General features: G+C 53.7%; 14 protein-coding genes. 10 read left to right on the forward strand and 4 right to left on the reverse strand.

Going from position 1 to position 14,377, the window contains the following annotated elements; genetic code table 11:
• Positions 1-107: 107 nt before the first annotated feature.
• Positions 108-1,025 (forward strand): 1,4-dihydroxy-2-naphthoate polyprenyltransferase, encoded by a 918-nt coding sequence (locus JG725_RS09385; RefSeq protein WP_172290448.1) that lies wholly within the window; start codon positions 108-110, stop codon positions 1,023-1,025.
• Positions 1,026-1,148: 123 nt separating this feature from the next.
• On the forward strand, positions 1,149-1,634 hold the full coding sequence (gene rraA, locus JG725_RS09390) for a ribonuclease E activity regulator RraA (RefSeq protein ID WP_172290449.1): 486 nt from the start codon (positions 1,149-1,151) through the stop codon (positions 1,632-1,634).
• A gap of 65 nt (positions 1,635-1,699) precedes the next feature.
• Here the strand turns inward: rraA and zapB are convergent, their stop codons facing one another.
• Positions 1,700-1,939, reverse strand: a complete 240-nt coding sequence (gene zapB, locus JG725_RS09395; protein ID WP_172290450.1) for a septal ring assembly protein ZapB — start codon at positions 1,937-1,939, stop codon at positions 1,700-1,702.
• A 528-nt stretch (positions 1,940-2,467) separates the two neighbouring features.
• On the opposite strand from zapB, the gene JG725_RS09400 reads away from it, so the two are divergent.
• The 6 genes from JG725_RS09400 (at position 2,468) to fpr (ending at position 10,044) form a co-directional block, all read left to right on the forward strand.
• Positions 2,468-3,307: an MIP/aquaporin family protein gene (locus JG725_RS09400; protein WP_172290451.1), complete on the forward strand. Its 840-nt coding sequence runs from the start codon at positions 2,468-2,470 to the stop codon at positions 3,305-3,307.
• Positions 3,308-3,361: 54 nt separating this feature from the next.
• Positions 3,362-4,873: a glycerol kinase GlpK gene (glpK, locus tag JG725_RS09405; protein WP_172290452.1), complete on the forward strand. Its 1,512-nt coding sequence runs from the start codon at positions 3,362-3,364 to the stop codon at positions 4,871-4,873.
• Between the two features lie 378 nt (positions 4,874-5,251).
• Positions 5,252-6,244: a LacI family DNA-binding transcriptional regulator gene (locus JG725_RS09410; RefSeq protein ID WP_172290453.1), complete on the forward strand. Its 993-nt coding sequence runs from the start codon at positions 5,252-5,254 to the stop codon at positions 6,242-6,244.
• 408 nt (positions 6,245-6,652) lie between these two features.
• Positions 6,653-7,948 carry an MFS transporter gene (locus JG725_RS09415; protein WP_199377758.1) on the forward strand — a complete coding sequence of 432 codons (1,296 nt, stop codon included), beginning with the start codon at positions 6,653-6,655 and terminating at the stop codon, positions 7,946-7,948.
• A gap of 177 nt (positions 7,949-8,125) precedes the next feature.
• Entirely contained in the window at positions 8,126-9,136 is a 1,011-nt protein-coding gene (glpX, locus tag JG725_RS09420) for a class II fructose-bisphosphatase (protein ID WP_172290455.1), read from the forward strand.
• A 161-nt stretch (positions 9,137-9,297) separates the two neighbouring features.
• Positions 9,298-10,044 carry a ferredoxin--NADP(+) reductase gene (gene fpr / locus JG725_RS09425; RefSeq protein WP_172290456.1) on the forward strand — a complete coding sequence of 249 codons (747 nt, stop codon included), beginning with the start codon at positions 9,298-9,300 and terminating at the stop codon, positions 10,042-10,044.
• Positions 10,045-10,051: 7 nt separating this feature from the next.
• Here fpr and JG725_RS09430 read toward each other — a convergent pair whose 3' ends face one another.
• Entirely contained in the window at positions 10,052-10,474 is a 423-nt protein-coding gene (locus JG725_RS09430) for a DUF805 domain-containing protein (protein WP_172290457.1), read from the reverse strand.
• Between the two features lie 176 nt (positions 10,475-10,650).
• Between JG725_RS09430 and JG725_RS09435 the strand changes: the two genes are divergently transcribed.
• Together JG725_RS09435 and tpiA are read left to right on the forward strand one after the other, a co-directional pair.
• A complete protein-coding gene (locus JG725_RS09435) occupies positions 10,651-11,247 on the forward strand; it encodes a DUF1454 family protein (RefSeq protein WP_172290458.1) in 597 nt (198 codons plus the stop codon).
• Between the two features lie 127 nt (positions 11,248-11,374).
• On the forward strand, positions 11,375-12,142 hold the full coding sequence (gene tpiA / locus JG725_RS09440; RefSeq protein ID WP_172290459.1) for a triose-phosphate isomerase: 768 nt from the start codon (positions 11,375-11,377) through the stop codon (positions 12,140-12,142).
• Between the two features lie 65 nt (positions 12,143-12,207).
• Here tpiA and aguA read toward each other — a convergent pair whose 3' ends face one another.
• Both aguA and aguB read right to left on the reverse strand, forming a co-directional pair.
• Entirely contained in the window at positions 12,208-13,302 is a 1,095-nt protein-coding gene (gene aguA, locus JG725_RS09445; RefSeq protein WP_199377760.1) for an agmatine deiminase, read from the reverse strand.
• Positions 13,303-13,305: 3 nt separating this feature from the next.
• Positions 13,306-14,190, reverse strand: coding sequence for an N-carbamoylputrescine amidase (gene aguB / locus JG725_RS09450; protein WP_172290461.1), 885 nt, complete (start codon positions 14,188-14,190; stop codon positions 13,306-13,308).
• Positions 14,191-14,377 lie beyond the last annotated feature (187 nt).

Genomic DNA, 14,377 nt, shown 5'->3' on the forward strand with positions numbered 1-14,377 from the left:
TAACTGTCAAGTGGGAGGCCAAGGCCTCCCACTTGTGTTTATAGCACTGTCGTTACAGCAATTTTTTATAAACAGCCATATTCATATTATGGAAATTGAAGCACACCATGACCTCATCAATCCGTAGCAGCAAGACCAAAGCCTGGCTGGACAGTTTACGTCCTAAAACATTGCCATTAGCTTTCGCTTCTATCGTCACCGGCTCGGCGATTGCAAGCTGGCATAGCAGTTTTAAACCGGGAATTGCATTACTGGCGCTGCTGACGGCCGGATTACTGCAAATTCTTTCCAATCTGGCGAATGACTATGGGGATGCGATAAAAGGCAGCGACACCGAAGAGCGTATTGGTCCATTGCGCGGTATCCAGACCGGCGTCATTACACTGCCGCAGCTACGCAATGCGCTGATCGTCACCATCGCCCTGACCATTATTTCCGGCGTCTCGCTGGTGATTGCCGCCTGTGAGAAACCAACCGACATCATCGGTTTTCTGGTGCTGGGGCTGCTGGCTATTCTGGCCGCCATCACCTATACCGTCGGGAACAAACCCTACGGTTATATCGGGCTGGGCGATATCTCAGTGCTGATCTTTTTCGGCTGGCTGAGCGTCGCCGGCTCCTACTATCTGCAAACCGGCCATTTCGACAGCATCGTCATGCTGCCGGCGACCGCCTGCGGGCTGTTGGCGACAGCCGTTTTAAATATCAATAACCTACGCGACATCGACAATGACCGCATCAGCGGGAAAAATACGCTGGCGGTGCGTCTCGGCGCGCAAAAAGCCCGCTGCTATCACACCGTATTGCTGCTGCTGGCGCCGGTTTGCCTCGGCCTGTTTGCCCTACTCTATCTGCATAGCCTGGCGGGCTGGCTGTTCATCCTGACGCTGCCTTTGCTGCTCAAACAGGCTATCTATGTTCTGCGCGAAACCAGCGCCTTCAGCATGCGTCCAATGCTGGAAAAAACCGTCAAGGGCGCGCTGCTGACCAATATTCTGTTTGCCGTGGGCGTTATGCTGAGCTGATAGCGGAAGTGAACGGTACGCAACAGTTTACTGATGCGTATCAAGTTAACATTTGATGATTTTGCCAACATCCGTCAGAAAGGGATATACTCATTACCCCAGCGGCAAACTGACGTAAATCCTATGAAATACGATACTTCCGAACTGTGCGATATTTATCACGAAGAGGTGAATGTTGTTGAACCTCTGTTCTCCAATTTTGGCGGGCGTACTTCATTTGGTGGGAAAATCACCACGGTGAAATGTTTTGAGGATAACGGCCTGCTTTATGACCTGCTGGAAGAAAACGGCAGCGGGCGCGTACTCCTGATCGACGGCGGCGGCTCGGTGCGCCGGGCGTTAATCAACGCGGAGCTGGCGAGGCTGGCGACCCAGAACGAATGGGAAGGCATTGTCATCTACGGCGCGGTACGTCAGGTAGACGATCTGGCCGAGTTGGATATCGGTATCCAGGCGATGGCGGCGATCCCGGCCGGCGCAGCCAGCGAAGGGATTGGCGAAAGCGATATCCGCGTTAATTTTGGCGGCGTCACTTTCTTCTCCGGCGATCATCTTTACGCTGACAACACCGGGATTATTCTGGCGGAAGATCCGCTGGATATTGAATAATCTGGTTCTACCGCCAAACGTATTGAACGGCGAAAAGGGCGAAAGGCCGCCCTTTTCTGAAAGCGTCAGACTTCTTCCATTTTCCCTAACAGGGCCCGCAGGCGCTCCTGCCATACCGTCTGTTCTTCTTTCAACTGCTCGTTCTCGCGCACCAGCGCTTCACGGGAACTGGCGGCAGCCTGCACGTCCTGCGACAAGGCGTTGTTCTTCTCTTTCAGCTCTTCAATTTCCATTTGTAACAGCGTAATCGTATCAATCGCTTGCTGAACTTTCGCTTCCAGCTTTTCAAATACTTCAAATGACATTCTTCAAACCCCTTTTAATCGCAAGGCATAAATTCAGTTAACGCTGACCCACAGCGTCCGCGCGGTCGCTACACGACGACACGCCTGACGCGGTTGCCTGTTTAATACGCCCCTGGACGTAATCCGATGGTGGACCTGACAACAGGTTGACCATAACAGAATTGTATGTAGCCAATGTATCCCTGTCTAGCAGACATCCCACACAACCGAGAGTGTGACACCTTTTATTTACCACCACTATCAGCACAAACTGAAAAAGAACCTTAACCGCTTGCCGCCTGATTGCTTATGTTAAGAAATTTAACCTGGCGCTTAACATGAGACATGCGTTACCAACCATAAAAGGCTAGCGAACTAAGCGAATACGCTCATTTTCTTGACGAACAACACACATTTTAATTTCGATATTTCTCGTTTTCGAACATTAACGATAAATTCACACTATAAATACATCAAAGCAGGGAGCGCTGTATTCAATGTCCCCCTGTAAACCCACCACTCTGTACTCTAGCCAGTAGGAAAATAATTATGAGTCAACTAAAAAGTTCTACCCTCAAAGGCCAGTGTATCGCCGAATTTTTGGGCACCGGTCTGCTGATTTTCTTCGGCGTCGGCTGCGTCGCCGCCTTGGTATTGACAGGGGCCAGCTTCGGGCAATGGGAAATCAGCATCATCTGGGGTCTTGGGGTGGCGATGGCTATCTACCTGACCGCCGCGATTTCCGGCGCTCACCTCAACCCGGCCGTCACCATCGCCCTTTGGCTGTTTGCCTGTTTCGATCGCCGGAAAGTCGTGCCCTATATTCTGTCGCAGATCGCCGGCGCCTTCTGCGCCGCGGCGCTGGTCTACGGCCTGTATCACAACCTGTTCGTCGATTTTGAGCAGACGCATAACATGGTGCGCGGCAGCACGGAAAGCCTGAACCTTGCCGGTATATTCTCGACTTACCCCAATCCCCACATTTCCGTCGGGCAGGCGTTTTTGGTTGAAACCGTGATTACCGCCATCTTGATGTGTCTGATTCTGGCGCTGACCGACGATGGCAACGGTATTCCGCGCGGGCCGCTGGCTCCCTTGTTGATCGGTATTTTAATCGCGGTCATCGGCGCCTCCATGGGGCCGCTCACCGGGTTTGCGTTGAACCCGGCGCGTGACTTCGGCCCGAAATTGTTCGCCTTCCTGGCGGGCTGGGGAGAGGTCGCCTTTACCGGTGGACGCGATATCCCTTACTTCCTGGTGCCGATTTTTGGTCCGCTGGTCGGCGCCTGCCTCGGCGCGTTCGGCTATCGCGCTTTGATTGGCCGTCATCTGCCATGCGATGTGTGTCAGACCGACAGCGAAACGATGACACATACGGAAACCCGCTAAATTTAGCGTTACAGCGATCCTCCTTTTACGGTTAACCATTACAGGATTTGATTTATGAACCCGGAAAAAAAATATATCGTCGCTATCGATCAGGGTACGACCAGCTCCCGTGCCGTGGTACTGGATCACGATGCCAATATCGTCAGCGTCTCACAGCGTGAGTTCAGCCAAATTTATCCGAAAGCCGGCTGGGTAGAGCACGATCCGATGGAAATTTGGGCTTCGCAAAGCTCCACCCTGGTGGAGGTGCTGGCCAAGGCCGGCATCAATGCGGATGAAGTTGCCGGCATCGGTATCACCAACCAGCGCGAAACCGCCATCGTATGGGAAAAAGAGACCGGTAAACCCATCTACAACGCCATTGTCTGGCAGTGTCGCCGGACGGCGGAGATCTGCGAAAAACTGAAGAAGGACGGGCTGGAAGAATACGTTCGCAATACCACCGGACTGGTCGTCGACCCGTACTTCTCCGGCACCAAAGTGAAATGGATTCTGGATCACGTGGAAGGCTCGCGTGAACGCGCTCAGCGCGGCGAATTGTTGTTCGGTACGGTCGACACCTGGCTGATTTGGAAAATGACGCAGGGACGCGTTCACGTAACGGATTATACCAACGCATCCCGCACCATGCTGTTCAACATCCACACCCTGGAATGGGATGAGCGTATGTTGCAGGCGCTGGATATTCCACGTGCCATGCTGCCCGAGGTGCGTAGCTCTTCCGAAGTTTACGGGCAAACCAATATCGGCGGTAAAGGCGGCACGCGTATTCCGATTGCCGGTATCGCGGGCGACCAGCAGGCGGCGCTGTACGGACAGCTTTGCGTTCACCCGGGCATGGCGAAAAACACTTACGGCACCGGTTGCTTCCTGTTGATGAATACCGGCACCGACGCCGTGTTGTCGAAACACGGACTGTTAACCACCATCGCCTGCGGGCCGCGCGGCGAGGTCAACTATGCCCTGGAAGGTTCCGTTTTCGTCGGCGGCGCCTCCATTCAGTGGCTGCGTGATGAACTGAAGCTGATTGGCGAGTCGATGGATTCGGAATATTTCGCCACCAAAGTCAAAGACACCAACGGCGTTTATGTCGTTCCCGCCTTTACCGGACTGGGCGCGCCCTACTGGGATCCCTATGCCCGCGGCGCCATCTTCGGCCTGACCCGCGGCGTCAATGCGAATCACATTATCCGCGCAACGCTGGAATCGATCGCTTACCAAACCCGTGACGTACTGGATGCCATGCAGGCCGATGCTAATACCCATCTGAAAGCCCTGCGTGTAGACGGCGGCGCCGTCGCCAACAACTTCCTGATGCAATTCCAGTCCGATATTCTCGGCACGCGCGTTGAGCGCCCGGAAATCCGGGAAGTCACCGCGCTGGGCGCGGCGTTCCTGGCGGGTCTGGCAACCGGCTTCTGGAACGATCTCGATGAGGTGAAAAGCAAAGCCACGATTGAGCGTGAGTTCCGCCCCGGTATAGAAACGGTCGAACGTAACTACCGCTACAGCGGCTGGAAAAAAGCCGTCGCGCGCGCCCGTAACTGGGAAGAACACGACGAATAATCATTTGCGGGCGCGCCTGGCGCGCCCATTTTACCTCGGTGGAGCAGGGCCTTAGAAACCCAACCGACCGGAGAGAAGATCGCAACGACGAGCGTCGTCCGGGATGTTACAGCAAGCTGTTACCGCTTTCGTGATCGCACTCATGTCGATACGGAGGCAATTCGTCGCCGGAAATAATTCATGCAACAAAAGCCATGCAATCCGCAAAAATCGTACCGATAGGATAAACCGCCATACAATGGCGTATTGAAAAAACCAACTGTCATTTCACCAAGAATGTTACTTTCGTCGCCTGTCGGTAACAGGCTTCACATTTCATCGCTCTACGGTGCATAATCCCACTTTATTGTTACGCTATTCCTTCAGGTCGCTCCCTGCATGAAAAATCAACGCGTCACGTTACAGGACATCGCACAATTGTCCGGCGTCACCAAGATGACGGTTAGCCGTTACCTTCGCACGCCGGATAAAGTTGCGCCTGAAACCGCCAAACGCATTGCCCAGGTGATGGTCGAGGTCAATTACAGCGACGAGAATCAGAAAGAAAGTAAGCCGCCCGTCCTTGCGCCCCGTCTTGGCATACTGGTTCCTTCCTTTAATAACCAAATATTTTCCGATCTGCTGGCAGGGATCGAATCGGTAACGTCGGCCAATGGTTATCAAACGTTAGTCGTGAACTATGACTACGACAAAAACCGTGAAGAAGAGCAGATTATCAGCCTGTTATCGTGTCAAATTTCCGGTTTGATTCTGACCGACTCTGAACATACGCTGCGCGCCAACAAATTTTTGGATTCGGCGGAAATTCCGGTTGCTCAGGTTATGGATCTGGAACCGCTTGCCGGTCGCATTGTGGTGGGATTTAACAACTATCAAGCGGCGTATGATATGACAGGCGCGCTTTTAGCCAGCGGGAAACGTCATATCGTTTACTTCGGCTCCATGTCGGATATTCGCGACCGCAAGCGCTATCAGGGTTATAGCCAGGCGATGCAGGATGCGGGTCTGTCCCCGATGCAAATCACCCCGAATAAGGTTTCCTCGGTGTCGATCGGCTCCGGCATGCTGGCGCTGGTGCGCCAGATGTATCCACAGGTGGACGCGATTTTCTGTACCAATGATGATATTGCCGTTGGCGTGTTACAGGAATGCCTGCGCCTGTCTATTGCGGTTCCGGCACAGATGGCGATATCCGGTTTTCATGGTCTGGACATCGGCCAGGCCACAACGCCGGCCATTGCCAGCGTCGTCACCCCGCGCTTTGAAATGGGTAAAGTGGCGACGGACATTTTAATTAAAAAAATCAATAAACTCCCCACCATAGAGTACGTCGATCTCCATTATCGGCTTTCTCTTGGCGGAACGCTCTGAACCGACTGCAAAGCAATCGCCGGCGGTGGCCGCTCCCCCTTTCCATGATTTTTTCTGTCTGATGGCGACGCGCTGTAAGAATAATTGCAGCGCCGATCACGTTACCGGTAACATCTTTTTTTAACATTATTTACAGTGATCCGAATCACAAACCTGAAACCGAAAAACAGGTCTCATATTTGCATCGGTCAACAACAGAGTATTGCGTTATTTTTTGACGAATAAAAGAGATCATTAACAGCACATCAGGGTAGCGGTTATTTACTACCTTAATTAAAAAAGAACATTATTTCTGAAAATAAAATCAGAGGATAACATGTGGATTTTAATTTTAAAAATCCGCCGTTCTTTTTTTATCTGAAATGCAACGCATATTTGAAAATATTATTTTAAATTAAACAGGTAACCATGATGACAATTAAAAAATTGGCGGTCCGACGTTGGTGGTATTTAATGCCCATCATATTTATTACCTATAGTCTGGCCTATCTCGATCGGGCTAATTATGGATTTGCGGCGGCTTCCGGCATTGAAGTCGATTTAGGCATTACAAAAGGAACGTCCTCTTTAATTGGCGCGCTTTTTTTCCTGGGCTATTTTTTCTTTCAGGTGCCGGGGGCAATATATGCGGTAAAGCGAAGCGTGCGGAAATTAATTTTCTTCAGTCTGATCTTATGGGGAGTTTGCGCGGCCGCTACCGGTCTGGTCAGTAATATTCCGATGCTGATGGTGATCCGTTTTATCCTCGGCGTGGTGGAAGCCGCGGTTATGCCGGCGATGCTGATTTATATCAGTACCTGGTTTACCAAAGCCGAACGTTCTCGCGCCAATACCTTCCTGATTTTGGGAAATCCGGTTACGGTTCTGTGGATGTCAATTGTCTCAGGATACCTGATCAACGCCTACGGCTGGCGCGAAATGTTCATCATTGAAGGCGCGCCGGCTATTATCTGGGCCTTCTGCTGGTGGATTCTGGTACGGGATAAACCCGCCGACGTGTCATGGTTGAGCGCACAGGAAAAAGCCGATTTACAGGCGGTGATGGACAGCGAGCAGAAAAATATCAAACCCGTGCGTAACTATGGCGAAGCGCTGCGTTCACGCAATGTCATTATGCTCTGCGCCGTACACGCTTTATGGAGTATTGGTGTTTATGGTTTCATGATGTGGATGCCATCGATTATCAAATCCGCCGCGTCGATGGATATCGTTTCAGTTGGCTGGCTGTCGGCGCTGCCTTATTTTGCCGCCATTGTCACGATGCTGACCGTTTCGTGGCTGTCGGATAAAATGCAGAACCGCAAATTGTACATCTGGCCGTTGTTGCTGATTGCCTCCGCGGCTTTCTTTACCTCCTACTCAATAGGCAATCACCATTTCTGGCTTTCCTATGCGTTGCTGGTTATCGCCGCAGCCTGTATGTATGCCCCATACGGCCCGTTCTTTGCCCTGATTCCCGAATTGCTGCCGAAAAACGTCTCTGGCGTATCCATCGGATTGATTAATAGTTTCGGCGCACTGGGCGCTTTCCTGGGCGCCTGGCTGGTGGGCTATCTGAATGGCCTTACCGGCAATCCGAGCATGTCATACAGTTTTATGGCCGTCGCGCTCTTGCTTTCGGTGGTGATCATGACCAAAGTTCGTGCGCCCGCTCAGGAAAATCCCGCGATGCCCGTTACAAAGGAAAGCCTTACCCAACGTTAATCGCCGCTATCCGTGCCGTTCCGGCGGCACGGACAACGCCTGGTTCGCCCGCACGGCAGATAGCCGCGCGGCCGCCCGGATCTGTCCGCTGCTTGTCATTTTACGCTTCCCGCCATCGGGTGTGATAAAATCTTCGCCCACCAACTCCCTTCCCCGATTAACAACAGACAGGTATCCATGAAACGTGAATTAGCCATCGAATTCTCACGCGTCACTGAAGCGGCCGCGCTGGCAGGCTATAAATGGTTAGGCCGCGGCGACAAAAACGCCGCCGACAATGCGGCGGTACAGGCAATGCGTATTATGCTCAATCAGGTCAATATCAATGGTCGGATTGTCATTGGCGAAGGCGAAATTGATGAAGCGCCGATGCTATTTATCGGCGAGCAGGTCGGCACCGGTCAGGGCGATACGGTAGATATCGCCGTCGATCCGATTGAAGGCACGCGCATGACCGCCATGGGGCAGGCTAATGCGCTGGCGGTGCTGGCCGTTGGCGAAAAAGGGGCTTTTCTGCATGCGCCCGACATGTATATGGAAAAACTGATTGTCGGCCCTGAAGCCAAAGGCGTGATTGATTTGGCGCTTCCGCTGGCGGACAACCTGCGCAATGTAGCCCGAAAAATGAATAAACCGCTCAGCCGGTTAACGGTCATCACGCTGGCCAAACCACGTCATGACGCGATAATCGCCGAGATGCAGCAGTTAGGGGTAAAAGTCTTCGCCATCCCGGACGGGGACGTTGCCGCCTCCATTCTGACCTGCATGCCGGACAGCGAAGTCGATGTGCTGTACGGCATTGGCGGCGCGCCGGAAGGCGTTATCTCCGCAGCGGTGATTAGAGCGCTCGACGGCGACATGCAGGGCCGCCTGTTGCCTCGCCATCAGGTTAAAGGCGACAGCGAAGAGAACCGCCGTATCGGTATCGACGAGCTGGCGCGCTGCCAACAAATGGGGATTGAAGCCGGAAAAGTGTTGCAACTCAGCGATATGGCGCGCAATGACAACGTGGTCTTCTCCGCCACCGGCATCACCAAGGGCGATCTGTTGGAAGGCATCTCGCGCAAAGGCAATATCGCCACCACCGAAACGCTGCTGATCCGCGGTAAATCACGCACCATCCGCCGTATCCAATCCACGCATTATCTCGATCGTAAAGATCAGGCGTTGCATGATTTTCTGCTTTAAGGCGATGGTGAACGCCTCCGCATCAACCGGCTGAATTGTTTCACAGTTGTTAATAAATAGCGTATCTTAGTGGCGGCCAATTACTGGCCGCGCTGACGCGACGTAGATATCGTCAGACGCTGTAATTCACAGTACCGCCATAGAGACAGGAGCACAGAACGATGGCTGAATGGGTGACAGGCAAGGTTATTCAGGTGGAAAATTGGACAGAGAGCCTGTTCAGTATCCGGGTTCATGCCCCCACCGCGCCCTTCACTGCCGGGCAGTATGCCAAACTGGCGCTGGATGTAGAGGGCGAGCGCGTTCAGCGCGCCTATTCCTATGTCAACGCGCCCAGCGACCATAATCTTGAGTTCTATCTGGTTAACGTCCCTGAAGGGAAATTAAGCCCTCGTTTACACGCACTGCAACCCGGGGCCGACATCATGATAACCAAAGAGGCCGCGGGCTTTTTTGTGCTGGATGAGATCCCGCCGTGCGAAACCCTGTGGATGCTGGCAACCGGCACCGCCATTGGCCCTTTTCTTTCCATTTTGCAGGAAGGCAAAGATCTGGCGCGCTTTAAAAACATTGTGCTGGTTCATGCCGCCCGCTTTGCCCGTGACTTAAGCTATCTGCCGCTGATGCAGCAGTTGCAACAGCGCTACAACGGTCAACTGCATATTCAAACGGTAGTCAGCCGCGAGGAAGAAACCGGTTCGTTGACCGGCCGCATCCCTGCCCTGATCGCCAACGGCACGCTTGAATCCGCCGTGGGTTTATCCATGGATGCGCAGACCGGTCACGTCATGCTGTGCGGTAATCCGCAAATGGTGCGCGATACCCAGCAAATATTGAAAGAAGAACGGCAAATGACCAAACATCTGCGTCGCCGGCCCGGCCATATCACCAGCGAACACTACTGGTAATGACTCTTCAGCGGCGGAATCTTAACGGTTCCGCTTGCGGCCCAAAACGATTGTCGCCGGCGGTGCCGGCAAAAACGCCGCAGTCGAGAAACACCATCACGCAAATTAACGTGGGAATAAAACGGCCGATGCCCCACTGCCAGATAGATGGCAGCATCGACCAGTTACCGGCGGCCAGGATCCATGCCACTATCAACAATAGCGCCCACCAGCCGCTTTTATTACGATCGTGCAGGCGTTTTACCACTATCGCCGACGTTGGCCACAGCAACGCCACGATAGCGAACGCGGTGGATTGCGTATCCAGCCAGTTCTGTCCGGCCAACGTAAACAGCACCATCAACAGCGCCAGCCAGACGCCAAGCCAAATCCAGAAATCACGGCGGCCAATCCGGCCTTTAAATGAGAAACACCATTGTTGTAGCGTCATTAAATACAGAACCCTGAATTGCCATTTAAGCTTCGCCGAGTTTACCCTAACAGGGCGCAACGCCAGCAATCTTTATGTGAATTTTGACAAGCGCTCACGAATACCGCTTTAATCTGACGTATCGTCGTTACCGCCACTGTTGGCCCAATTTAAAATTCACCTGATAAAATGTATCCATGATAAGAAAAAGCCTCGTCTCCCTGTTTATCCTGCCCGCACTGGCGCTGTCTCCTCCCGGCGCATGGTCTGATCCGATTTTTCCGCCGAAAACGCCGGTTGCCGCGCCTTATCTGTTGGTGGGCGCGCCGACCTTCGACCAGACGATTGTGCAGTTTCGCACGCGTTATAACCTGAGTAACCCGACGCTGCCGATTGGCGAGTTTCGGGTGGTCGATACCGGCCACCACTCCACGCTGCTGACCCGTGCCGCCAGTAAAATCAACGATCGCCTGTATGCGTCAACTGCATTGGAGAGAGGAACGGGTAAAATCAAAACGCTGCAAATCACCTGGCTGCCGCAGCCGGAGGATACGGAAACAGAAGCCCGGCGAACGCAGGCCGTTCATTATATGGCGGCGCTGTCGCGGGCTTTTGTGCCTTCGCTGACGGAAGAACAGAGCATCAAAAAAATCAACGAACTGCTGGCGGAAGGTAAAGGGCAGCGTTTTTACCAGCAAACGGAAGGCGCTTTGCGCTATGTCGTGGCGGACAACCAAGAAAAGGGGCTAACTTTTGCTGTTGAACCGATTAAGCTAACGCTATCCGAACCGTGATCGACAGAGGAATTAATGACGAAAAACCGAGCCACGGCAACATTTCGTCTTTATACTGTTGCTAGTTCAAACTGCCGTCCGGCAGTAAAATTTTGATTCATTCGCTATTCCGCCTGGAGGAAAAAAAATGCGACATCCATTAGTTATGGGTAACTGGAAACTGAACGGTAGTACCGACATGGTCATTGAACTGATTGCCGGCCTGCGTCATGAATTGAGCGCGGTTGACGGCTGCGGCGTCGCCATCGCCCCACCGGCAATCTATCTGGATCAGGCCAATCACCAACTGGCCGGTAGCCGTATCGCGCTGGGCGCGCAAAACGTAGACGTGAATCTTTCCGGCGCCTTTACCGGTGAGACCTCTGCCGCCATGCTGAAAGATATCGGTGCGAAATACATTATCATCGGTCACTCGGAACGCCGTACTTATCACAAAGAAAGCGATGAGTTCATTGCTAAAAAATTCGGCGTCCTGAAGGAAACCGGTTTGATCCCCGTTCTGTGTATCGGTGAAAGCGAAGCTGAAAATGAAGCCGGTCAGACTGAAGCCGTCTGCGCCCGTCAACTGGACGCGGTGCTGAATACGCTGGGCGCCAAAGCGTTTGAAAACGCGGTGATCGCCTACGAACCTATCTGGGCTATCGGCACCGGCAAGTCCGCCACGCCGGCTCAGGCTCAGGCGGTTCACAAATTCATCCGCGATCACATCGCTAAACAGGATAAGGCGGTTGCTGAACAAGTTATTATTCAGTACGGCGGTTCCGTTAACGCGTCCAACGCGGCGGAGCTGTTTACCCAGCCGGATATCGATGGCGCGCTGGTTGGCGGCGCATCGCTGAAAGCGGACGCTTTCGCGGTGATCGTGAAAGCCGCGGCGGAAGCCAAACGCGGTTAACCCTATCCCCTAAAGCGTAAAAGGCTCCCTGCAACAGCAGGGAGCCTTTTTTATCGCCGTCGATATTATTCCCCGCGGATTGCGGGAATTTGCTGGGTAATGCAGTGAATGTTGCCGCCGCCCAGCAGGATTTCACGGGCCGGCACCCCGCTTATCGTATAGTCCGGGAACATTTGCTGTAACAGGTCGCGGGCAATACCATCGGTACGCGCATCCAGCAGCGGGAAGATAATTTGCTGGTTGCTGATCAGGAAGTTGACATAGGAACCGGCCAGACGCGCGCCGGCAAGACGTTCAACCGCATTGCCGATATCCACGCCCCGCGCTTCTTCCGGAGTCGTATACAACGGCCCCGGCGCCGGCAGTTTCCAGATTTTCAGTTGGCGGCCCTGGGCATCCTTAACGGCGGAAAGCACCTGCCAGGCAGCCTGTGAACGCGCATATTGCGGATCGTTTTCGTCATCCGTCCAGTGCAGCGCCACTTCGCCCGGCCGCACAAAGCAACACATATTGTCGATGTGGCCGTCGGTTTCGTCGTTATAAACCCCCTCCTCCAGCCAGATAATCGTCGAGACGCCGAGATAATCACGCATCAGTTGTTCGATCTGCGCCTTACTCAGCTGCGGGTTGCGGTTGGGATTCAACAGACACTCCGCCGTGGTCAGCAATGTCCCTTCGCCGTCGGTATGAATCGAGCCGCCCTCCAGAATCAGAGGGGCTTCATAACGCGCGTCTTGATGATAAGCCAGCACCTGCGCGGCAACCTTTTCATCCTGGCGCCAGTCTTCATACAGACCGCCGAGTTCACCGCCCCAGGCGTTGAACCGCCAGTCGATGCCCCGCCGTTCTCCGGCCTGATTCAGCACCATCGTCGGGCCGGTATCGCGCATCCAGGCGTCGTCGCTTTCCATTTCAACCAGCGTGACGTTAGCGGGCATGATACGTTTGGCGTCATCCCTATAACGGGCAGGCACGCCCATGATCACCGGCGTTTTCCGCGCAATGGTTTCTGCTACCTGCGCAAAGGTTTTCTGCGCCGGCAGAGCATCATCCCGCCAGTTATCCCGGCGATAAGGCCACAGCATCCACACGGCATCCTGTGGCGCCCATTCGGCCGGCATGACAAAACCGTCCTGATACGGCGTGGTCAATTGTGACATCAATTATCTCCGCGTCTTGCCGTCGGAACTGGCGATGGCGCCGTACATGTCCGGGCGACGATCGCGAAACAGTCCCCATGACGCGCGCTGCGCGGCAATGGCGTCTAAATCAAAGGTATGCACCAGTACGGTTTCATCGGTTTTGTTGGCTTGTTCCACCAGCGCGCCGGTTTGATCGGCGATGAAAGAGGAGCCGTAAAACGTCATTTCCAGGCCGTCGATGTATTTACTGGCTTCGGTGCCAATCCGGTTGGAGGCAATCACCGGCACCAGATTGGCGGCGGCGTGACCCTGCTGAACGCGAGTCCAGTGCGGTTGGCTGTCGATATCCGGATACGCCGGTTCCGAGCCGATGGCGGTTGGGTAGAAAATCAGCTCGGCGCCCTGCAACGCCAGGCAACGCGCGGTTTCCGGGAACCATTGATCCCAGCAGATGCCGACGCCGATTTTCGCATAGCGCGTCTGCCAGACTTTAAAACCGCTATCGCCGGGGATAAAGAACTGCTTCTCCTGATACGCCGGCCCATTGGGAATATGGGTTTTACGGTACAGATCGAGCACCGAACCGTCGGCGTCGATCACCACCAGCGAGTTGTAGTAAGCATTATTGGCGCGTTCGAAAAAGCTCAACGGCAGAACCACTTCCAGCTCGGCCGCCAGCGCGGAGAAATGTTTAATCAGCGGGCTGGTTTCCAGTTCCTGCGCCAGAGCATAGTGTTCCGGGCTCTGGTCGATACAGAAATAGGGCGCGGCGAACAGCTCCTGAATCAGGATCACCTGCGCCCCTTTGGCATGGGCTTGCCGCACCAGCTTTTCGGCATTCTCAATATTCCTCGGCAAATCCCAGGAACACGCCATTTGTGTGGCGGCAACGGTAACTTTTGTCATGCGAAAACCTCAATAATAGCTATTTATACCCGCCGTCTTTTACCAGGCGGATATCAGCAGTTAGCACTATCACGCAGTTGCACCCAACGGGCGCGACCATAACGAGTTTAGGTCAACAAGCCTTCTAATGCGCGGACGGAAACACCTAGTCAGCGATTCACCGAAATGACACGCGCATTATGCCAGT

Origin of the sequence: Brenneria sp. L3-3C-1 (assembly GCF_016456245.1) — a bacterium.
Lineage (GTDB): Bacteria > Pseudomonadota > Gammaproteobacteria > Enterobacterales > Enterobacteriaceae > Brenneria.